This window comes from Endozoicomonas sp. Z74 (genome assembly GCF_057680865.1).
This window is the reverse complement of sequence record NZ_JBLYZI010000007.1, coordinates 47,407-65,564: the sequence shown is the minus strand read 5'-3', so window position 1 is coordinate 65,564 and position 18,158 is coordinate 47,407. Positions and strand designations below refer to the sequence as shown.

Sequence of the window (18,158 nt, the reverse complement as noted above, 5' to 3'; positions counted from 1 at the left end):
GTCAACCGGTAGTCAACGGGTAATAGAAAAGGCAGACGACAACGTGAGTTTTTCCGGCAAACAGAACACAGTAGAAAGCAAGCTGATCCAGAATCAGCCGTTCTGGCCTGCACTGGATCTGGCGGAGTTGATCAACCAGTACCGCACACCTTCTGACCTGCCATCGGATACCGTGGAAGCCACCCTGATGTTGTCCATGGCATCGGTCAACAGTCGTTTGAACAGCTATCGCCAGCAGCAACAGGACGAGGGCGTGGATGATCTGGATCAGGTACCTGCCGAAACCATCGGCGGGCAATCCATCCAGATCCTGCTCTATAAGCGGGCGGTGTTCTGCCAGGCAAAAGCCACCATTTTGCGGGACTGGCCCAGCATCGACCGACGCTCCGAAGCGGAGAATCAGGCCCGGGCCAGTGAAGAGACCGAAGACCGTTACCTGCAATTTATGGATGAAGCCATTGCCAGGTTTCTGAATCGCAGTGCCGTCAATGTGGAGGCGTTATGAGCCAGATGCTTCAGAGCCTCACCAGCCACCTGATCAACGCCCGCCAGTGTCGCCGGGAAGACATCGACAGCTGGATTGACAAATGCACTCTGCGACCGGAAGCCCGTTTTGAAGGCCAGTATCTCCAGCTGCACATTGAGCACAATGTCTGCACGGTGTTGATTGAGGATTTTTCCGGCAATGCGGATCAGCTCAAGGCCATGGTCACCAGCTGGTTGCAGGACAACGACGACATCAACCAGCGCCAGCGTGACGAGCTGCCAGACCCCACCTTTGATATTGAAATGCTGGATAAATCCGGCAAGCGGTGGGACGTGGATATCTCCATTGAGTTCCTAGAACCGTTACTGGTGACGGAAGACGAGAATGGCTCTATTCACTGGCAAGGCTCCCGCTGGTCCGTGATTGATGAACCGATCATCGACACCGCCACCGAAGAAGACGGCGTGCAGCCCCGGGAGGAGAACCCATGACCCTCTCCATCTCCGTGGATGAAAAACAGCGTCTGGGTATTCAGCACACCCTGGATCTGATGATGCTCACTTCCGCCCGGCGCAAGCGGGTACTGAGAAAAACCGGCCAGGCCGTGCGCAAAAAAAGCCGACAGAACCTGCGCCAGCAGAAAACCGTGGACGGCACCCCCATGCGCAAGCGCCAGACAGGCAAGGGCAAAATGCTGAAACACCTGGGACGGAAGATGACCACGGTCACCCGTGACAAGGGGGTGACCGTTACCTGGAAAAACCGGATGACCGGGCAGATTGCCTACCGCCATCACCACGGCGTTCCGGAAACCTTCAACAAGGCCAAGATGGACCGGCGCTATGGTCTGCCTGACTACGAAGCCCCGGCTACCCGCAAGCAGGCCAAAGCCCTGATCGCGGCCGGTTACCGGCTCTACGCTGGCAAGAAAAAGGGGAAGACCCAGACAAAACGCCCCAGCCAGCGGTGGATTATGGAGAACATGACCATCGGGCACGCCGGTTATCTGATCCGTACCCTGCGGGGGGAACGCAGCACACCAAGCTGGACGGTACAGACCCCGGCCCGGCCATTTTTAGGGGTGACAGAAGCAGAAGGCACCCGGATTCTGGCAAAAGAGATCACCGCCGAGTGGGAACGCCAGGCCAATTAATCACCGTTACTCAATGAGGGAACCGCCATGAGTTTGGGATCAGTCACCGTTAACAACCTGAATCTGATGCAGGGATCGCCCACCGCCATCGAGGGGCTCTACCTGTTTGTGGGTGAAATCGCCGACGGCCAGCAGGACAGCAACCGGGGTAAGGTCCACGCCATCAACAGCCAGACCGATCTGGATGCCCTGATCGGAACCGGCGACAGTGCCCTGAAAACCACTGTGACCGCCGCCATTCCGAACGGTGGCCAGAACTGGTTTGCCTATGTGCTGCCCCTGGACGGCAACGCCGACAAGCTGGAAGCCGTAGACGCTGCCGTGGGTGAAGTCTCCGTGGAAGGCGTGGTGATGTGTGATCCGGTCGGCCAGAAAAGCGACTTTGAGAACATGCACGCCAAGGCCATGAGCATGATCGCCAAGTACCAGCGCCGCACCCACTTTCTGGCCTGTTATCCTGCCATTGATAACACACCCGGCAGTGGCCAGAGCTGGAGCGAATACGCCGCTGCCGCCAATGCCGCCACGGACGGTGTGGCTGCAGACCGGGTCTGCGCGGTGGCGCTGCTTTATCCGGCGTTCCTGGGAGCCCTGGCAGGCCGACTGGCCAACAAGTCAGTTACTGTTGCTGACTCCCCCATGCGTACCGCCACCGGTGCCCTGGTGGGGAGTTTTGCCGAACGTCCCAGGGATAAGGACGACCAGCCCCTCACCAAGGCGGTACTGCTGCAACTCCACGACAACGGTCGTTACTGCGTGCCCACCTGGTACGAAGATTACGACGGCACCTATACCAGCGACGCCACCATGCTGGCTCCGGTCACCAGTGACTACAACGTGATCGAGAACCTGCGTCTGGCGGACAAGGCGGCCCGACGTATCTACCTCCTGCTGGTTGCCAAGGTGGCGGACCGGAAGCTGAACAGCACTCCCAAGAGCACCGCCTACCATGTGACCTATTTTGGCAAGCCCCTGCGGGAGATGAGCCACAGCACCACCATCGGCGGTATTACCTTTCCCGGTGAGATCAAGCCCCCGGTGGAGGGCGATATCGTGATCAGCTGGCCAACACGAACCAAGGTGCAGGTGTTCTTCAAGCTGCGCCCCTATGAGATCCCGAAAGAGCTGGAGGGCAATATCCTGCTGGACCTCTCCAACCCTGCGGATCAGGTATAACCGGGGACGACCCACAGGGATGTGGGAAGTCCCGTAGAGCGTCAGGAACGCGAACGGGAGCGACAAATCATGAGACTTTCCGGAAAAAGCTTTGATGTAAACATTGGCAGCAGCCTGGTCCATGTAGATGCCATGAGCGCCACCATTGAAGACAACCGCACCACGGTAAAAGACCGGGGCGTGCCCAACGGTTATGTGGATGGCGACTGCGCCTGTTCCGGTGAGATCGAGCTGGACTGGGACAACTTCCTGTTACTGCTGGAAGAGGCCCGCAGCGCAGGCAGTTGGAAGGGGCTGAAAACATTCGACATCGTCGTATATGGCAACACCGGCGAAACGGAAGCCAAAGTGGAGATGTTCGATTGCCTGGTGAAGATCTCCGACATTTTGGACATCGACCCCAGCGGCACAGAAAAGAGCAAGGTCAAGCTGCCCTTTGAAGTAACCGGCAAAGACTTTGTGCGCCTCAGTGGCGTGCCATACCTGAGCCCCGAAGAAACCGAAGACCTGCGCTGATGGATCTATTTGACCGAGCCCAGCAGCTGGAAGAACGGGAACGCCAGGCAGTCCTGGCCAATCGCCCCACTTGCAGCAACGCCCCCAGCCTCAGCCATTGTGCGGATTGTGGGGAGGCCATCCCGGAACGTCGCAGGCAACTGGGTGGTGTGCGGTTCTGTATTGAATGCCAGCGTTTTTTTGAGCAGAGGAATAGGCGATGAAGATTGGAATGCTGTTTGCCCGGTTTGTGCAGGCGATTCTGGAGAATTACCGCCTGCCCGCCAGCCCTGCAGCAGTGCAGTTACTGACCATGATTGCCGCCCATGAATCCGGTGGCTTTCGCTACGTGCAGCAAATGGGGAATGGCCCGGCCAAAGGGCTTTTGCAAATGGAACCCATCGGCTTGAAAGAGGTGCGCCGCTATATGGTGCAACGCCCGGGGAAGTTTGAGGAAGTCCCCAACCCCTACGCAGTGACGGTTTATCACCTGGTGTTCGATACCGAGCTGGCCATCTGTTACGCCCGGGTGTTCTGTATGGCTAAACCGGAACCCCTGCCCGCCGTGGATGATATTGAAGGACTGGCCCGGTACGCCAAACAGCACTGGAACACCGATGCAGGCAAGGCCACCTGGGAAGATTACGCAGAAGCGTATCGGAGGTATTGCAGATGAAGTGGTTATCTTCACTGTTTACCAAAGCCACCGCAGAACCCATCGAAGCCGTGGGCAATGTGATCGACAACCTGTTTACCAGTGATGAAGAGCGGCTGGACAAGCAGGCGGTGCTGGAACGCATCCGCCAGCAGCCCTCCCTGGTGCAAGCGGAAATCAACAAGGTAGAAGCTGGGCATCGTTCGGTCTTTGTGGCCGGGTGGCGTCCCTTTATCGGTTGGGTGTGCGGTACTGGCCTGGCCTTTGTGTTTGTTATCAACCCGGTGTTGCAGTGGTGGACGGGCAAGCCAGGCCCTGTGATGGCCATGGACTCACTGCTGGAACTGGTTCTGGCGTTGCTGGGCCTGGGAGCCTTGCGCACCGTTGAGAAGCGAATGGGTACCAGTAAATAACGCCCATAAAGGAGGGAGCCGCTGTTATGGCTGACCGCACTGCGCCTGGATGGCACTTTGACCGCACCGTTAACCTGGCGAACATTCTGGCCATCATCACCATTGTGGTGCTGGGCTTTGGCTGGAAGTCAGCCATAGAGCAAAAAGTCAGCGATAACTCCAAGGATATTCAGCAGTTGCAGGCCAAATCGGAACGGGACTGGGAGCTGAACAAAGAAGCCCGGGAAGAGATCAAGGCCGACCTGAAAGAGATCAAAACCATGCTGACCCAGCTGTTACGGGAACAGCGACGATAAGCCACCAAGGGGGGAATGATGAGCGACACAAAAAAAACCGGCAAAACCGTGGAAGTGATGATGGGTGACACCACCCTCAAATTTCAGATCGGCCTCGCTGAATACAACGACTGCATCAACAAGATGCAGCCCAAAAACAAGGTGCAGCCCGCCCATAACTTCCTGCAGCGCTGCGCTGCGGATGAGGACACCAAAGCCGCCGTGAAACAGTGCTATGAAGACGCCCTGACCATGGACCTGTTCGGGGAGGTGCTGGAAGGCTACAAGCCTGCGGTTGAATTTGCGGTAAAAAAATAGAGGAACGGGCACAGGCCATTAAGGAAAACGGGGTCGAGCAGCTTTACTGCTATGCGCAGAAATGGCTGCCTCACCAGGAACCTGATGATGAAACCCTGGCCCGTGCCCTGTTCCTGGAACTGGACGACAGAGAAAATCGGGTGCATGCCGTTACCACCGGTACGGTGAAAGCCTGGAAAGGGTGACCCCCAGGGATGGGGGAAGTCCCGGAGAGTTCCGGGAGAATGAACGGGGAAAAAGCAATGGCAAGAGGACTGGAAAAGCTGATGTTCACCATCGGCCTGATCGACAAGATCAGCGGGCCGGTGGGGAAGATCCAGAACAGTATGGAGGGTCTGGCCAACAAGGCCCGCTCCGGTTTTGCCGCCATTGCCATCGGTACCGCAGGACTGGTGGGTGCCGGGTATGCCCTGCAGGCCGGGCTGGCTCCCGCTATTGAAATGCAGCGGAGCCTGGGGGAAGTGCGCAGCCTGGATGTCCAGGCCGATGCCCTGGACCATCTGAAAACCAAAGCCCTGGAATTCTCCACCCAGTACGGAGAAAGCGCCACGGATTTTGTCTCCGCCTCCTACGACATTCAATCTGCCATTGCCGGGCTGAAAGGCTCCGAGCTGGCATCGTTTACCGAAGCCTCCGGCGTACTGGCCAAAGCCACCAAGGCCGATACCGGCACCATCACCAGTTACATGGGTACCATGTACGGCATCTTTAAAAACCAGGCCGCTGCCATGGGCAACGACAACTGGGTCAAGGTGGTGGCCGGGCAGACGGCCAGTGCCGTGCAGATGTTCAAAACCACCGGTGCGGAAATGTCCTCAGCCTTCACCAGCCTGGGAGCCAACGCCACCTCCGTGGGGGTGGCCATGAACGAACAGATGGCGATTCTGGGCACCCTGCAGGCCACCATGAGCGGGTCGGAATCCGGCACCAAATACCGGGCCTTCCTGGCCGGGATCGGCAAGGCCCAGCAAGCCCTGGGCATGTCGTTTACCGATGCCAGCGGCAATGTACTGCCCATGATGGATATCCTGGACAAACTCCGGGGCAAGTACGGCGATACCCTCTCCGTGGCGGAAGGAGACCAGCTGGCCAAAGCCTTTGGCACCCAGGAAGCGGTCAGCATGATCAAGCTGCTGATGGCCGATACCGATGGCCTGGCCGCCAATATCGACAAACTGGGCCAGGTAAAGGGTATGGAAACCGCAGCCCGGATGGCGAAAGAGATGGTGGACCCCTGGCAACGAATGGGAGCCGGGGTGAATGCCATTAAAATCGGCATCGGTTCCGCCCTGTTGCCTGTGCTGAATCCACTCATCACAAGGCTTTCCGATGGAGCCAAAGAGCTGACCCTCTGGACCCAGGAGTTCCCCAACCTTACCCGGTTTATCGGTATGGGAGCAGTCTCCATTCTGGGCATCGCCGCGGCCCTGGCTTCCCTGAATATCGTTACCGGCATTGCCACCCTGGTATCCACAGGTTTTGCTATCGCTGCCAAGGCCGCCGGATCGGCGCTGATCTTTGCTACCAGTCCGGTCACGTTAATCATAGCGGCCATTGGCTTGCTGGTCGGTGCCGTAGCCGCTCTTATCTATTACTGGGATGCCATCAAGGCCAGCCTGATGGACACCGGCTGGGGCCAGGTGGTCGTCTTTGCCCTGGAATCCATCGGCGGCCTGATTCAGAAACTCTGGGGGCTGTTTATGGCCATCGGCGGGGTAATGCTGACGGCCCTGAAACCAGTGCTCTGGATTCTGGAAATGATCGGCCATGTGGTGGGCAATGTGTTAATGGTCGGCTTTGCCGCCCTGAAAGTGCTGATTGTTGGCGTATTTACGGTGATCGCCGCTGTAGTGGGGGGCTTTGCCAGAATTCTGGAAGGGGTGGTCTGGGGCATAACCAAGCTGTTTGAAGGCATCAGCTGGGTGCAGGACAAGGTGATCGATTTCGTTAACCTGATTCCCGGCATCAATATTGGTGGCCAGAACGAAGAGGCCGCCACCGCCCCTAAAGTCAGCAGCTTGCAAGCCAGCCGCCAGGGCACAGTTCCTGCCGGTGGTGTGGGCAAAACCATCACCAATGCCATTAACAACAACAGCAGCCGGAAGGTTGAGTTCAGCGGTGACATTATCACCAGCCAACCTCTGGAAAGCCTGGAATACGGCCTTTTGATGAATGGTGGGTAAATGACTGACATCACCGATATCCTGATCACTGACCGCGACCTCACCCTGGACGTAGCGGGCATTCCAGAAAACACCCATGAGCGCAACGTGATTGCCCAGGACCTGAAACACGCCATTATGGACTCCGGCATTCTGGTAGAACTGGTCGCAGAGCGTTCACCACTGAAGTGGGCGCAGAACATGACCCGACTCTCCCTGCTGGCCGAAGAAGACCCGCGCATTATCCCCGGCACTGTGATTGTGGAGCGGGACACCGTCAACCCGGGCAGACTGTTTATTTTTGCGGATACCACCCTCGGGCAGATCACCCTGAGCGGCACCACGGACGACGATCTGGAAACGGTGAACCCATGAACCATAAAGAAGATTTTGAACAAATCGTCAAAGACGCAGGCATTCCCACCACGGAATCGGAGATGCAGCAACAGTGGGACCAGATCAACACCGAACAGGGTTCGTTGATTAAAAACGATTCCAAATGGTCGTCTTTCTGGAAGCTGATTTCTGCACTGGTGACCACACCGGCTTTGTGGATTGTGCAGTTCCTGATTAACAACCTGCTGCCCAACAGTTTTATTAAAACCGCTGGCGGTCAGTTTCTGGATATTCTCGCCTGGGCGCTGGGGCTGGAGCGTAAAGCCGCTGTGTCTGCCCGGGGGATGATTACGTTCACCCGGGATCAGGTGGGCAATGCTCTGGTGGTGCCTGCGGGTACGGTGATCAACACACCCCCCATCAATGGTGTGGTGTATTCCCTGGTCACCCTGACCGATACCCAGTTTCCTGATGGTCAACTGACCGTTGATATTGAATGCGAGGCCACCGGATCGGGAGCCGCTTATAACCTGGCGCCGGGTTATTACTCCATTTTGCCGGAGCCGATCAGTGGGGTTTTGTCCATTCGGAACAACGATGACTGGATCACCCGGGCCGGGGCCGATGCCGAGAGTGACGACGAGCTGCGCCTGCGCTGCCGAAACCAGTTCACCGCTGTTGGGCAGTTTCACCACGACGCCGCCTATAAAGCGATTATTTCCGAGTTTGCCGGGCTGCGGATTGATTACATCTGGTTTCAGCACGGAGCCCCCAGAGGCCCGGGCAGTGCCAATACCTATTTGATGATTGATAGCGGCGCACCCGATCAACCATTTGTGGACACGGTAAACGACCACATTATCAACCAGGGCTTCCATGGCCACGGGGATGATATGCAGTGTTTCCCGATGCCGGTGACGGTGCATAACCTGGCCCCTGCCGCCTACATTGATCCGAACCTCTCCCCGGAGGATCAAACCGCCCTGATGACCGGCATCGAAAATATGATTCGCTGCGCCTTCCGGGAGAACCAGTCGTTCACGGTGACCAAGACCTGGCCCCACAGCCGGTTCAGCTTCTCGAAGCTGGGGGAAGAACTGCACAGCCAGTTTCCGGATTTGATCAGTATTGAGTTCGGTATGGCGGATATCACCAGTGCCATGAATATTCCCACCATTGGTACGTTGACCATTACCAAGCACCTGGGGGTTGTGGCGTGAAGCTGAAGCTGGAACTCAAATGGTGGCTGGGCGGCCCGGAGCTGACCAAATTAAAGAACGCCGCCGAAATCTGGTTTAACCGGGTGGCAGACTGGGCCAACTGGCCATTACAGCAACTGGACCCGGAAACCTGTTCCCTGGGACTGCTGAAGCTGATCAGCTGGCAACGGGGGATTGATCAGTTTGCCGGGGAGCCTGAGCGCCAATACCGCCTGCGCACCAAATACGCCTATGCCAATGCCGCCGACGCCGGGAGCGTGATCGGGTTTGAACGGATCTTTGCCCGAATGGAGCTGGGCGCGGTGACCATCCGGGAACATTTTGACGACCCGGACCGCTGGCATGTGATCACCCTGCAAGTGACCGACACCGTGGTGGCCAACAATGCCGACTATCTGAACTGGCTGATCCAGACCTATGGCCGCACCTGCCGGATTTATGAGTGGGAGATTCAGACCCCCATACCCGTGGCGGTGCGGTCGGCATCATTCAGTTGTGATTATGGAACCTATTACTGCCAGTAGAAGGAGCGCGCAATGGCGGAACGATTAACAACAGTGGGCCGCAGTCTGCTGGCCCAGCACCAGGGGAGCGGCACCCATCTGGCCGTGGATAAGTTTGTGCTGGCCTATATTCCCGGACAAGACCCCAGCGCCACCATCGACCCGGATCGGGGGCTGCCACCGGCCAACCAGATCGTCCATGAACCCGCCGTAACCAAAAGCGGCTATATGTCACCGGATATGGTGAATTACTCCCTTTATATGGACGACACAGTAGGACCATTTACGTTCAATACGCTGTACACCGTGGCCACCGGTGAAAGCAATGCGGTGATCCAGATCATCACCGTGCCGGACACCCCGAAAATCGCCACGGATACCGGCAACAGTATTCGCGGCCAGCCCATGGTGCGTAATGCGGTGCTGGTTTATGACGATGCAGCGGCCATTACCAATATCACCGTGGAGGCTGCCGCCTGGCAGTTTGCCTATGAGAAGGCGACAACGGATGTATACGGCATCACCCGGGAGGCCACCAAAGACCAGACCCTGGCGGGATTGCTGAAAGGGTTGTTTGTATCCCCGTTTGGGCTGGAGCAGTGGTGGAAAGAAAAAAAGAAAGAGGTTGAGCCAACACCTGGGGAACTGGCGTTTTTTTCCACTGACACACCGCCACCGGGGTATTTTGCCCTGGACAATTCAACGATCCCTAACGGGGTGAATGACTATCAACGTCTGGCCAGCTCAGGGAGCAGGTTTATTACCGTTGTTGGTAACGACATTATTTTGAAAGATGCACCGGATTTTTTACGGGGGCAGGGTTCAAGTAATCGTTCTGTTGGGGATTTCCAGTCAGATGCGATCCGGAATATCACAGGCTCCACAGGACTCAAGGCTCACTCATATTTAAACGGGTTTAGCTCATCTAAAAGCAGCGGTGCCCTGGCTGCATCGGGAGGACTGGCGGGCGGAAACAGGACTATTGGAGAAACAGTCGTATCGACGACAGATTCAGAGCAATATTTGATTTTTGATGCTTCCAGCGTTGTCCCCACCATTCCTGCCGATGATCACTCTGGTTCGCGCCCCAATTCTCTAACCACACTGATCTGCATCTATCACGGAGTGATCTAATGCACGTCTTTAAATACAACACCGAAAACGGCGAATACCTGAACCCTGTGCTCTGCCAACCGAACCCGGCACGCCCTGGGGAGTACCTGTCTCCACCCCCTAACACTCTGCCCGTGGAACCACCGGAGCCTGTAGATCATCGGGCCGTTGTCGTGAATGCCACTCTGGATGGCTGGGAGCAGGTGGCGGATTACCGGGGGCATCAATACTACCTGCCCGATGGCAGCGCCCATACCATCGACCAGCTGGGGATTGAACCGCCTGAAGATGCTCTGGACGCCCCGCCACCACCCACAGAAGAAGAACTGGCAGCCCAGGAACGGGAAAAATGGAAAGCCGAACGCCAGGCGGCGGTGGATGCCATCACCGTGGAGATTGACGGTATGGTGTTTGATGGGGATGAACCCAGCCAGGTGCGCATGACCCGGGCCTGGGTGCTGGCGGATACTCCCGACGAAACCGCCACCTGGGTGTTGGCGGATAACACTGTGGCCACGGTCACTGCTGACCAGTTGCGCCGGGCCGCAAAAGTAGCCGGACGGGTTCAGGAGTCCATCTGGATTCCCGAGGACCAGCAGCCATGATGCAGTTGAATGGTCAGAACGTCCCCGGCCATCAAATGGTGGTGCGCTGCAATTTCCGCCTGGAAGACAAAGACCTCAGTGGACAAAGCAGCGCCAGCGACACCGCCGAAGCGGGTATCAAACCCCAGACGTTGTCGGTGTCTTTAACCATCAACCAGGACCGGGCCAGCGACTTGACCCGACTGATTGCCATGGCCCGGGCTCTGGATAACGCAGGCAAACGGCAGGTGTATGACATCGTCAACCCCACGGCCCAGGCGGGGAATATTCGCCAGGTACGGTTTACGGAGAATTTCACCTACACGGAAAACGACTCCCGGCGCCTGTGGCAGGTCAATTTTTCCCTCCGTGAAGTATTGAGCGTGCCGGAGAAGATCGAAGCCCGGCAGGAGCAACCCGCTGCTACAGAGCAGGCCGCAGAGGGGGAAACCGTCGCCAGTGTGACCACCCCACCCATTGAACCGGTGAAGGGCCCCATCTGGGAAATGCTGAAAAAATTCGATGAGGCTCTGGGCTGATGCGATTGATCAAACGGCTACTGGTCAACGGTGAAGAGTACCGGCTGATTGACGACGATATCAGGCTATCCATCAAAAGCCCGGGGCGCGCCACTCTGCAGGTGAAATCACACAAGCCACTTTCTGGTGTGGTGGAAGTACTGGCGGGCTGGCAAACCGCAGAAGGCGATAAACCGGTTCGCTATTTCTGGGGCTATATTGACCGTTCCCCCACCGTTGGCAGCAATGAACAGCTGCTGTTCTGCCGTGAGCTGGCCGCAGTGTTGAACCGTGACCTGCCCATGGGGCTGCGCAGGGTGAGCGCCACCGATGTATTGACCCGAATCAGCAAGGCCACCGACCTGCAGTTTGTCACCAATAATCAGGAACACTTCAACCGGATCTCGCCCTATTTCCACCATGTGGGAGGTGGGTATATGGCCATGGACGCCATTGGCGACGTGTACCAGATTCCGAACTACATCTGGCAGCAGCAGGGGGATGGCAAGGTCTATGTGGGCAGCTGGGACAATAGCCGGTGGGCAAAACGACCGATTACGATTCCTGATAACTGGTTTACGGGGCACATGGCCCACAACAGCGCCAGCCTGACCATGATTCCCACACTGCGCCCGGGTGTGAAGTTTAACCGGGGCATCATCACAGCAGTGCAACTGAAACAGGAAAAAATGGTGATCACATGGAAGAAGCCATCAAACGCATTTTATTGAGGCTCTTTCCTGAGCTGAAAAACGGTTATCACAAACCGATGCTGGGCAGGGTGGTGCGCATTGCCAATCCACCCAAAGCCGGGGGCACGTCAACCCATGATGAGCCACTGCACGCCGTGGACATTCAACCCCTGGACGAGCACTTCCGGGAAAAAGGCGAACTGCTGCGGGATGTGGCCGTGGCCGTTCCCTATGCGGGCCAGCACCGGGGCTTTTATGCCCTGCCCGACCCGGGCGCCATTATTGAATTCTGCTTTTCCTACGCACTGCCCCACCTGATTCATATTCGCGGGGTGATTCCCTGGGGGCTGGAACTGCCTGCCGTGGATGCTGGGGAGGCTAAGTGGCAACACTCCCAGGAATGTTATCAGGGCTATGACAAGGCGGGGAACTGGCAGCAGATCGGCAAGATTCACAACAGCGTGGCCGCCATCAAACAGCTAATGAAATCCCCCAAGACCTGGGTGGGTTCAGATTCGGAAAACGTGCTGAAGATACTTTCAGACTTTATGCAGGACACCGCCGACGCCCTGGATATTATCGCCAGTCATACCCATCCCGGCATCGGTGGCCCTAATGAAGGCAGCGCTATTTCCGGCAAGAGTGCGGCGATTAAAAGCAAAAAATCCGGTCGGCTTGATCCGATTACTGAGTAGTGAAAGAAGGCAGTAAAAGACGTAAAGGAGTAATGATGAAAAAGGATGTAAACGGCACCGAACTTCACCAGGGCGATAGCCTGAAGATTATGGCCAGCCTGCCCGATGATGCCTTTGACGGGATCATCACCGACCCACCCTATTCATCCGGCGGTATGTTCCGATCCGACCGGGTGCAGACTACAGAGAACAAATACACCACCAGTGGCATTCAGTCGAAGTTTCCCAGTTTTCCCGGAGACAACCGGGACCAGCGCAGCTTTGGTTTCTGGGTCTCCCTCTGGCTGGCGAAAGCCTACCGCATTCTGAAACCGGGAGCGCCTGTCTGCCTGTTTACCGACTGGCGACAGTACCCGGTGATGAGCGATGTTCTCCAGGCCGCCGGTTTTTCCTGGCGCGGGGCCTATGTGTGGGACAAGAAAAACGCCCGACCCAATAAGGGCCGGTTCCGCCAGACGGCTGAGTTTGTACTCTGGGGCAGCAAAGGCCCCATGGTCAGCCATGACCGTGGTGTAGGTTGTTTGCCGGGGATGTCCAGCTGTGCCGTGAACAAAGGGGGACGGTTTCACCAGACCGGCAAGCCCGTGGAAGTGATGAAAGAGGTGATTTCCATTGTGGAGCCCGGCGGCATCATCCTGGACCCGTTTATGGGATCAGGCAGCACCGGCGTAGCCGCCCTGGAAACCGGACGGCGGTTTGTGGGTATTGAGTACACGGAGCATTATTTCAACGTGGCTGCCGAACGATTGAACGGGCTGGATCGGGTGGCTTGAGTTTGGCAGGAGGAAAAGCCGGGCGGGGTGCCCGGCTGAGATTCATTCATTGCGGTATTTTTCAGAGACATTCGATATTTCGGCTAACTTGTTATCAATCCAGCTCAGTTTCTTCACATCGCCGCTTTTCAAAAAAGACTGCATATCAATAGAAACGGTATTAAGATCCACCATCGCATTGCTGATCCGGTAAATCTCCTGGTGGTCCTCATCCAGAGGCCTGCCGTATTGTTTTAACCCACAACTCATTTTACTGCTGTTATAGTCAAACGGTGGTAGCCAGCTGTTTACTTTTCTTTCCGCAAACTTTCTGAAGTTGTCAGGGCGTGCTTCCTCAAATATCTGTTCCAGCTTTCCTTGATGATCGGCCAGGGCCTTACCCCAGGCCTGTTCAAGCTTTGCCCGTTGCTCCGAAGTGATTGATGCTTCAGCCCTTGCACACTTATCTGTATTTGTTGTCGCAGGTTGAGAAGCGGGCTCCTGCTGGGCAGTTACAGTCGCTTCGGTTTTCTCTGGTGGGGGATCGGCAATCAAGCCACTGATGACAAAAAGTACAGCACCCACAACCATTCCCGGTTTCGCCTGTTCCGGGGTAATCCTCCAGACCTCTTTCTTCTTGCGATGGGCTAGCAATGAACAGACAAACACCACAATGGCGACCAGCCCCAGAAAACCAGCAAACATAACGCCCTCCTTCCATTTTTATTATCACCCCACAATATACGCTGGCTGATCTATAAAAAATACGCCCACTGGCGTACAGCATCACAACCCAAAAACTGAATCAAAATTCCCCGCCAGCCCAGAAAAACTCCCGCTCCCCGGAAAAATTCACTCCTTCTCCCCACCTCACCTGCGGGCTTTTTGGCAAAAAATGCAATGGCTTTTAAGGTTTGTGCAGATAGAACAATCGCTGCAGCCCAGAGAATACAGGGGATTCAAATATCAATGTCCAGGTCAGTCATATTGCACAAACTGCAGAGAAATGAAGAACAGTGCAAAGAGGTTGCACAACAGAAGAAAAAGGAAATCTTGACGGAGCCCGCACAGAATGGGCTGAAGGGATGTTTTTTCTTTGCTACTGGTCGTTATGAGTGGTGACACTTTTGTGACACAAAAGCCTGTTTTTGGCCTGTGACACCCTTGTGACACCTAGAAAAGAAAAAGCCCGAAACGCTGTAAATATAGGCATTTCGGGCTTTTGTTTGGTGCCGGCACCAAGAGTCGAACTCGGGACCCACTGATTACAAGTCAGTTGCTCTACCAACTGAGCTATACCGGCAAGGAACGCGGTGAATAATATTTATGCCGGAAGGATTTGTCAACAGCAGGGTGCCGGACACAGCAGCCTTTTGGGGAATGCCCCTGAAAGGTTACTTTATAAAACGACTGTTTTCTTTACCAGTTTTATAACCATGTCATGGTGTATTTGCTCTTGTTTATTTTCTAGATTTTCTTCTATTATCTGGGTTATTTTTCTGAAGGTGTTTGTATTTTCAGGGTTATGTAATATTTTTGCGATGCGGGGAAAACTACCCATTGCTGCTTTGGATTGGGCAGATTACATTCGCTCCTGTAAAGGTGTTTTAACCTTGGAGTTCGTCTGTCTTGTCCGGATTTCAAGGTGTGCTGTTCAGCCAGTGGGTTCTGGCGGATGGGTGCGGTGAAGAAATAACAGTGAATTCCAAGTTCACTGCGCCTTAAACAGCGGATGATCAGGTTGTGCCTCTCTGAAGAGCCTTTTTCAGAGCTTCCGGGCAGGACCGTATTCTGACTTTTTTATTGATTAAAACCTCCGTGGGCTGATTGGCAGTCCATGGCTGAGCCGCGACTGGATAGGGCCTCTCCTTTCGTCCAAGGGGTGGCTGTGTGCTCGCTGTAAGTGTGACTTTTTGGATTGGCTATTCGGGATTGTGAGATTGATGTAATGAAACAGCAGGGATTTTTTCAGGTGCTTTTTGTGCTGGTCGTGCTGACGGCCTGTGGGCAGCTTACCAACACCATTTATGTGCCCACAATGTCGCAGATGGCGGGTGATCTTGGTGTAGAGCCCATCAGTATCCAGGCGGTTATTGCCATGTATCTGATTCCCTATGGGCTTTCGCAGTTTGTTTATGGCCCTCTGTCTGACCGGTTTGGCCGCAAACCATTGATGCTGATCGGGCTGATGATTTTTGTGGCCGGATCCCTGATTTGCAGTTTGTCCGACAGCTTTGAGCTGTTGCTGCTGGGTAGCTTTATTCAGGGACTGGGTACCGGTGTCGGTGGTGTCATGGCTCGAACTGTGATGAGAGACCTGTACAGTGGCCTGCATCTGCAGCGTGCCAACAGCTATATCAGTATGGCTCTGATCTTTACTCCGTTGATGGCTCCCATGCTGGGAGGGTTTCTGGGGGCGGCGTTTGGCTGGCAGGCGAGCTTCTGGTTTCTGACCGGCTTTGGTGTGCTGGTATGGTTGCTGGTGTGTGGTGGTTTTTCTGAAACTCATTCTGGGGCGGGAAAGGCGACAATGAGTCCGCTGGCCAGCTATCGCTACGTGCTCAGCAATGGTCAGTTTAACGGTTTTATGATCTCGCTGGTGGCAACCTTTGCCGGTGTGGCTGTATTTGAAGCGGCGGCGGGAGTTCTGTTCGGTGATTTGATGGGGTTGGACCCCAGGGTGATCAGCGTGCTGTTTATTATCCCGATTCCCGGTTATCTGTTGGGCTCCTGGCTGGCGGGAAGGATGGCTCAGTCCCTGAGTATGGAAAGCATTGTTATCCGCGGAATTGTGATGCTGATTGCAGGTTCGGTCACTATGCTGGTGGCCGGGCTCATGGGTTATTTGAATGTTCTTGTGATTCTGTTGCCGGCAACGGTTTATTTTCTGGGGGCCGGGTTGCTGTTTCCCACTGCAACCACCGCTGCTCTGGAGCCTTTTCCGGAAAATGCCGGTGTGGCTGGTGCAGTGCTGGGAGGGGCTCAGAATCTGGGGGCGGGTGTGGTAACCCTGGTTTCTGCCAGTATTCCCATGGCCAGCCAGGTGCCGGTGGCGGCTATTCTCTGTGTTTTGACGCTGCTTGTGGTGATGACGGCGCGGCTTTTACTGGCGCCAGCGGCGGGTCGTGTGACTGTCCGATAGTTGGCTGGTGTTTCATGGCCATAAACAAAAACAGATCCTTCCTGGATCTGTTTTTGCTTCGCCTTCAAACGGTTTCGACGTCCTGTCGATGATGACATCCTGTCCTGTAGGCTTCCTGCCTGAATCTATCCTTTTACCCCTGCTGCTGCCTTCCCGGCGTTCAGACATCCTGTCTGTCAGCATCCTGCCTTGAGGGCTTCCTTGCCTGTCAGCCGTTTGCCTTCCTGGCTTGGTGACTTCCTGTCTCAGCTGACGGTTTCTATATTACGGTTTGTACGTACGTCTTGTAGACGGGAAAAAGCCATAAGACGTGTGAGATATTTGCCATAGATAGCGGCAGACTTTTGCTGCTTATAGGTAACCAGTGTTGTTTATCCTTTTTTCCTCTGGCGGGACTCGTTTTGCACCCGGCGATAGAGTCGGCTCAGAGATTTATCTCTTGCCCGTTTCTCGGCCAGGGTCGCTGAGTTGACTGCTTGCTCCCGCAATAGCTTCTGATAGTTGGTAAACCGGCGCACATCAAGCCGTCCCAGTTCCAGGGCGTTGGCAATGGCGCAGCCAGGCTCACCACTGTGGTGGCAGTCGCTGAACTGGCATTCCTGTGCCAGGGCATGGATATCTGCAAAGGTTTCTTTGATCCCCTGTTCGCAATCCGTCAGCTGCAGTTCGCGCATTCCCGGAGTATCCAGCAGCAGGCCACCAGAGGGCATTGGGTGAAGGGATCTGGATGTGGTTGTGTGCCGGCCTTTGCTGTCATCCTCCCGGATGCTGCCGGTTTGTTGGGGTTGGCTGCACAGCAGGGTGTTCACCAATGTGGACTTGCCTACACCGGAAGAGCCCAGCAGGGCGACTGTTTTACCGGATGAGCACCAGCTGTTCAGAATACTGGTGCTGTCTGGTTTCAGAGCGTTTATGGCTTCAACCATCAACAGTGGGTCCATTGCCTGAACCTGTTTTATATAGGCCTGTGGGTCTTCACAAAGATCGGCTTTTGTCAGCACAACTACGGGGTCTGCGCCTGCCTCATTGGCCAGGGCAAGATAGCGCTCAATACGGCTGAGGTTAAAGTCATTGTTCATGGAGCTGACCACAAATACCGTATCCACATTGGCGGCAATGTTCTGGCTGTCCACTTTGCTGCCGGAAGCTTTTCTGGCAAAAAGGGATTGCCGGTCAAGACATCGGTGAAAACGCTGTTCGTGATTTAAAAGAATCCAGTCGCCAACGGCCAGTCCATGCATACTGGCAAGCCGGGGCAGTGAAAGGCGGTTGTCTTCTGTTTGAGCAATGGCAATGGAGCGATGCAGCTCAACAATGCGTGCCGGTATGGCATCCTCCCACTCATCAAGCGTCAGCTGTTGTTGAAAGAAAGGTTTCCATCCCAGAGCTGGAAGAGACCGGGTAAAGTCAGGTTTTGAATGTGTCATAGCCACCCCTGACGCCGATAAAATACACGGCATCGAGCAAAA

At 55.5% G+C, this 18,158-nt stretch carries 25 protein-coding genes and 1 tRNA gene; 23 read left to right on the top strand and 3 right to left on the bottom strand.

The window, feature by feature from the left end:
* Window positions 1–43: 43 nt before the first annotated feature.
* From ACNRUY_RS03390 to ACNRUY_RS03290, 21 genes are all read left to right on the top strand, one after another.
* Complete coding sequence (locus tag ACNRUY_RS03390) at window positions 44–505, top strand: head completion/stabilization protein (RefSeq protein WP_488110231.1); 462 nt, start codon at window positions 44–46, stop codon at window positions 503–505.
* The gene (locus ACNRUY_RS03385) at window positions 502–978 is read left to right on the top strand and encodes a phage tail protein (RefSeq protein WP_488110230.1); all 477 of its coding nucleotides are present in this window, start codon (window positions 502–504) and stop codon (window positions 976–978) included. The genes ACNRUY_RS03390 and ACNRUY_RS03385 overlap by 4 nt, the downstream gene beginning before the upstream one ends.
* Window positions 975–1,640: a phage virion morphogenesis protein gene (locus tag ACNRUY_RS03380; protein ID WP_488110229.1), complete on the top strand. Its 666-nt coding sequence runs from the start codon at window positions 975–977 to the stop codon at window positions 1,638–1,640. The genes ACNRUY_RS03385 and ACNRUY_RS03380 overlap by 4 nt, the downstream gene beginning before the upstream one ends.
* Window positions 1,641–1,667: 27 nt before the next feature.
* On the top strand, window positions 1,668–2,816 hold the full coding sequence (locus tag ACNRUY_RS03375; protein WP_488110228.1) for a DUF2586 domain-containing protein: 1,149 nt from the start codon (window positions 1,668–1,670) through the stop codon (window positions 2,814–2,816).
* A gap of 69 nt (window positions 2,817–2,885) precedes the next feature.
* Entirely contained in the window at window positions 2,886–3,332 is a 447-nt protein-coding gene (locus ACNRUY_RS03370) for a phage protein (RefSeq protein ID WP_488110227.1), read from the top strand.
* A complete protein-coding gene (locus ACNRUY_RS03365; RefSeq protein ID WP_488110226.1) occupies window positions 3,332–3,535 on the top strand; it encodes a TraR/DksA C4-type zinc finger protein in 204 nt (67 codons plus the stop codon). The genes ACNRUY_RS03370 and ACNRUY_RS03365 overlap by 1 nt, the downstream gene beginning before the upstream one ends.
* Window positions 3,532–3,987 carry a VOC family protein gene (locus ACNRUY_RS03360; protein WP_488110225.1) on the top strand — a complete coding sequence of 152 codons (456 nt, stop codon included), beginning with the start codon at window positions 3,532–3,534 and terminating at the stop codon, window positions 3,985–3,987. The genes ACNRUY_RS03365 and ACNRUY_RS03360 overlap by 4 nt, the downstream gene beginning before the upstream one ends.
* On the top strand, window positions 3,984–4,379 hold the full coding sequence (locus ACNRUY_RS03355; protein WP_488110224.1) for a 3TM-type holin: 396 nt from the start codon (window positions 3,984–3,986) through the stop codon (window positions 4,377–4,379). The genes ACNRUY_RS03360 and ACNRUY_RS03355 overlap by 4 nt, the downstream gene beginning before the upstream one ends.
* Window positions 4,380–4,405: 26 nt before the next feature.
* Window positions 4,406–4,675, top strand: a complete 270-nt coding sequence (locus ACNRUY_RS03350; protein WP_488110223.1) for a hypothetical protein — start codon at window positions 4,406–4,408, stop codon at window positions 4,673–4,675.
* An 18-nt stretch (window positions 4,676–4,693) separates the two neighbouring features.
* Window positions 4,694–4,972 (top strand): putative phage tail assembly chaperone, encoded by a 279-nt coding sequence (locus ACNRUY_RS03345; RefSeq protein WP_488110222.1) that lies wholly within the window; start codon window positions 4,694–4,696, stop codon window positions 4,970–4,972.
* Complete coding sequence (locus tag ACNRUY_RS03340; protein WP_488110269.1) at window positions 4,954–5,157, top strand: DUF6890 family protein; 204 nt, start codon at window positions 4,954–4,956, stop codon at window positions 5,155–5,157. The genes ACNRUY_RS03345 and ACNRUY_RS03340 overlap by 19 nt, the downstream gene beginning before the upstream one ends.
* A gap of 57 nt (window positions 5,158–5,214) precedes the next feature.
* Entirely contained in the window at window positions 5,215–7,155 is a 1,941-nt protein-coding gene (locus ACNRUY_RS03335) for a phage tail tape measure protein (RefSeq protein ID WP_488110221.1), read from the top strand.
* Window positions 7,156–7,509, top strand: a complete 354-nt coding sequence (locus tag ACNRUY_RS03330) for a DUF2590 family protein (protein WP_488110220.1) — start codon at window positions 7,156–7,158, stop codon at window positions 7,507–7,509.
* On the top strand, window positions 7,506–8,690 hold the full coding sequence (locus ACNRUY_RS03325) for a baseplate J/gp47 family protein (RefSeq protein ID WP_488110219.1): 1,185 nt from the start codon (window positions 7,506–7,508) through the stop codon (window positions 8,688–8,690). The genes ACNRUY_RS03330 and ACNRUY_RS03325 overlap by 4 nt, the downstream gene beginning before the upstream one ends.
* Entirely contained in the window at window positions 8,687–9,214 is a 528-nt protein-coding gene (locus ACNRUY_RS03320) for a phage tail protein (protein WP_488110218.1), read from the top strand. The genes ACNRUY_RS03325 and ACNRUY_RS03320 overlap by 4 nt, the downstream gene beginning before the upstream one ends.
* Before the next feature lie 12 nt (window positions 9,215–9,226).
* On the top strand, window positions 9,227–10,327 hold the full coding sequence (locus ACNRUY_RS03315) for a phage tail-collar fiber domain-containing protein (protein ID WP_488110217.1): 1,101 nt from the start codon (window positions 9,227–9,229) through the stop codon (window positions 10,325–10,327).
* Complete coding sequence (locus tag ACNRUY_RS03310; protein WP_488110216.1) at window positions 10,327–10,911, top strand: DUF4376 domain-containing protein; 585 nt, start codon at window positions 10,327–10,329, stop codon at window positions 10,909–10,911. Before ACNRUY_RS03315 ends, ACNRUY_RS03310 begins: the two co-directional genes overlap by 1 nt.
* Window positions 10,908–11,429 carry a baseplate complex protein gene (locus ACNRUY_RS03305; RefSeq protein WP_488110215.1) on the top strand — a complete coding sequence of 174 codons (522 nt, stop codon included), beginning with the start codon at window positions 10,908–10,910 and terminating at the stop codon, window positions 11,427–11,429. The genes ACNRUY_RS03310 and ACNRUY_RS03305 overlap by 4 nt, the downstream gene beginning before the upstream one ends.
* Window positions 11,429–12,139 carry a hypothetical protein gene (locus ACNRUY_RS03300; protein ID WP_488110214.1) on the top strand — a complete coding sequence of 237 codons (711 nt, stop codon included), beginning with the start codon at window positions 11,429–11,431 and terminating at the stop codon, window positions 12,137–12,139. Before ACNRUY_RS03305 ends, ACNRUY_RS03300 begins: the two co-directional genes overlap by 1 nt.
* Window positions 12,109–12,795 carry a hypothetical protein gene (locus ACNRUY_RS03295; protein WP_488110213.1) on the top strand — a complete coding sequence of 229 codons (687 nt, stop codon included), beginning with the start codon at window positions 12,109–12,111 and terminating at the stop codon, window positions 12,793–12,795. The genes ACNRUY_RS03300 and ACNRUY_RS03295 overlap by 31 nt, the downstream gene beginning before the upstream one ends.
* Before the next feature lie 35 nt (window positions 12,796–12,830).
* Complete coding sequence (locus ACNRUY_RS03290) at window positions 12,831–13,568, top strand: DNA-methyltransferase (RefSeq protein ID WP_488110212.1); 738 nt, start codon at window positions 12,831–12,833, stop codon at window positions 13,566–13,568.
* A gap of 42 nt (window positions 13,569–13,610) precedes the next feature.
* On the opposite strand, the gene ACNRUY_RS03285 is transcribed toward ACNRUY_RS03290, so the two are convergent.
* Both ACNRUY_RS03285 and ACNRUY_RS03280 read right to left on the bottom strand, forming a co-directional pair.
* Complete coding sequence (locus ACNRUY_RS03285; protein WP_488110211.1) at window positions 13,611–14,252, bottom strand: hypothetical protein; 642 nt, start codon at window positions 14,250–14,252, stop codon at window positions 13,611–13,613.
* A 522-nt stretch (window positions 14,253–14,774) separates the two neighbouring features.
* Window positions 14,775–14,850, bottom strand: a tRNA-Thr gene (locus ACNRUY_RS03280).
* Window positions 14,851–14,860: 10 nt separating this feature from the next.
* Between ACNRUY_RS03280 and ACNRUY_RS03275 the strand changes: the two genes are divergently transcribed.
* Window positions 14,861–15,235, top strand: coding sequence for a hypothetical protein (locus tag ACNRUY_RS03275; RefSeq protein ID WP_488110210.1), 375 nt, complete (start codon window positions 14,861–14,863; stop codon window positions 15,233–15,235).
* A gap of 260 nt (window positions 15,236–15,495) precedes the next feature.
* Window positions 15,496–16,689: a Bcr/CflA family efflux MFS transporter gene (locus ACNRUY_RS03270; protein WP_488110209.1), complete on the top strand. Its 1,194-nt coding sequence runs from the start codon at window positions 15,496–15,498 to the stop codon at window positions 16,687–16,689.
* A gap of 371 nt (window positions 16,690–17,060) precedes the next feature.
* Here the strand turns inward: ACNRUY_RS03270 and rsgA are convergent, their stop codons facing one another.
* Window positions 17,061–18,116, bottom strand: coding sequence for a ribosome small subunit-dependent GTPase A (gene rsgA / locus ACNRUY_RS03265; protein ID WP_488110208.1), 1,056 nt, complete (start codon window positions 18,114–18,116; stop codon window positions 17,061–17,063).
* Window positions 18,117–18,158 lie beyond the last annotated feature (42 nt).

Bases quoted from the DNA above. Each gene is read 5' to 3' on its own strand.
- ACNRUY_RS03305 (WP_488110215.1), top strand. From the start codon at position 10,908: ATGATGCAGTTGAATGGTCAGAACGTCCCCGGCCATCAAATGGTGGTG.
- ACNRUY_RS03380 (WP_488110229.1), top strand. From the start codon at position 975: ATGACCCTCTCCATCTCCGTGGATGAAAAACAGCGTCTGGGTATTCAG.
- ACNRUY_RS03310 (WP_488110216.1), top strand. From the start codon at position 10,327: ATGCACGTCTTTAAATACAACACCGAAAACGGCGAATACCTGAACCCT.
- ACNRUY_RS03365 (WP_488110226.1), top strand. From the start codon at position 3,332: ATGGATCTATTTGACCGAGCCCAGCAGCTGGAAGAACGGGAACGCCAG.
- ACNRUY_RS03370 (WP_488110227.1), top strand. From the start codon at position 2,886: ATGAGACTTTCCGGAAAAAGCTTTGATGTAAACATTGGCAGCAGCCTG.
- ACNRUY_RS03385 (WP_488110230.1), top strand. From the start codon at position 502: ATGAGCCAGATGCTTCAGAGCCTCACCAGCCACCTGATCAACGCCCGC.
- ACNRUY_RS03295 (WP_488110213.1), top strand. From the start codon at position 12,109: ATGGAAGAAGCCATCAAACGCATTTTATTGAGGCTCTTTCCTGAGCTG.
- rsgA (WP_488110208.1), bottom strand. From the start codon at position 18,116: ATGACACATTCAAAACCTGACTTTACCCGGTCTCTTCCAGCTCTGGGA.
- ACNRUY_RS03315 (WP_488110217.1), top strand. From the start codon at position 9,227: ATGGCGGAACGATTAACAACAGTGGGCCGCAGTCTGCTGGCCCAGCAC.
- ACNRUY_RS03360 (WP_488110225.1), top strand. From the start codon at position 3,532: ATGAAGATTGGAATGCTGTTTGCCCGGTTTGTGCAGGCGATTCTGGAG.
- ACNRUY_RS03335 (WP_488110221.1), top strand. From the start codon at position 5,215: ATGGCAAGAGGACTGGAAAAGCTGATGTTCACCATCGGCCTGATCGAC.
- ACNRUY_RS03350 (WP_488110223.1), top strand. From the start codon at position 4,406: ATGGCTGACCGCACTGCGCCTGGATGGCACTTTGACCGCACCGTTAAC.
- ACNRUY_RS03355 (WP_488110224.1), top strand. From the start codon at position 3,984: ATGAAGTGGTTATCTTCACTGTTTACCAAAGCCACCGCAGAACCCATC.
- ACNRUY_RS03325 (WP_488110219.1), top strand. From the start codon at position 7,506: ATGAACCATAAAGAAGATTTTGAACAAATCGTCAAAGACGCAGGCATT.
- ACNRUY_RS03375 (WP_488110228.1), top strand. From the start codon at position 1,668: ATGAGTTTGGGATCAGTCACCGTTAACAACCTGAATCTGATGCAGGGA.
- ACNRUY_RS03290 (WP_488110212.1), top strand. From the start codon at position 12,831: ATGAAAAAGGATGTAAACGGCACCGAACTTCACCAGGGCGATAGCCTG.
- ACNRUY_RS03285 (WP_488110211.1), bottom strand. From the start codon at position 14,252: ATGTTTGCTGGTTTTCTGGGGCTGGTCGCCATTGTGGTGTTTGTCTGT.
- ACNRUY_RS03345 (WP_488110222.1), top strand. From the start codon at position 4,694: ATGAGCGACACAAAAAAAACCGGCAAAACCGTGGAAGTGATGATGGGT.
- ACNRUY_RS03270 (WP_488110209.1), top strand. From the start codon at position 15,496: ATGAAACAGCAGGGATTTTTTCAGGTGCTTTTTGTGCTGGTCGTGCTG.
- ACNRUY_RS03330 (WP_488110220.1), top strand. From the start codon at position 7,156: ATGACTGACATCACCGATATCCTGATCACTGACCGCGACCTCACCCTG.
- ACNRUY_RS03300 (WP_488110214.1), top strand. From the start codon at position 11,429: ATGCGATTGATCAAACGGCTACTGGTCAACGGTGAAGAGTACCGGCTG.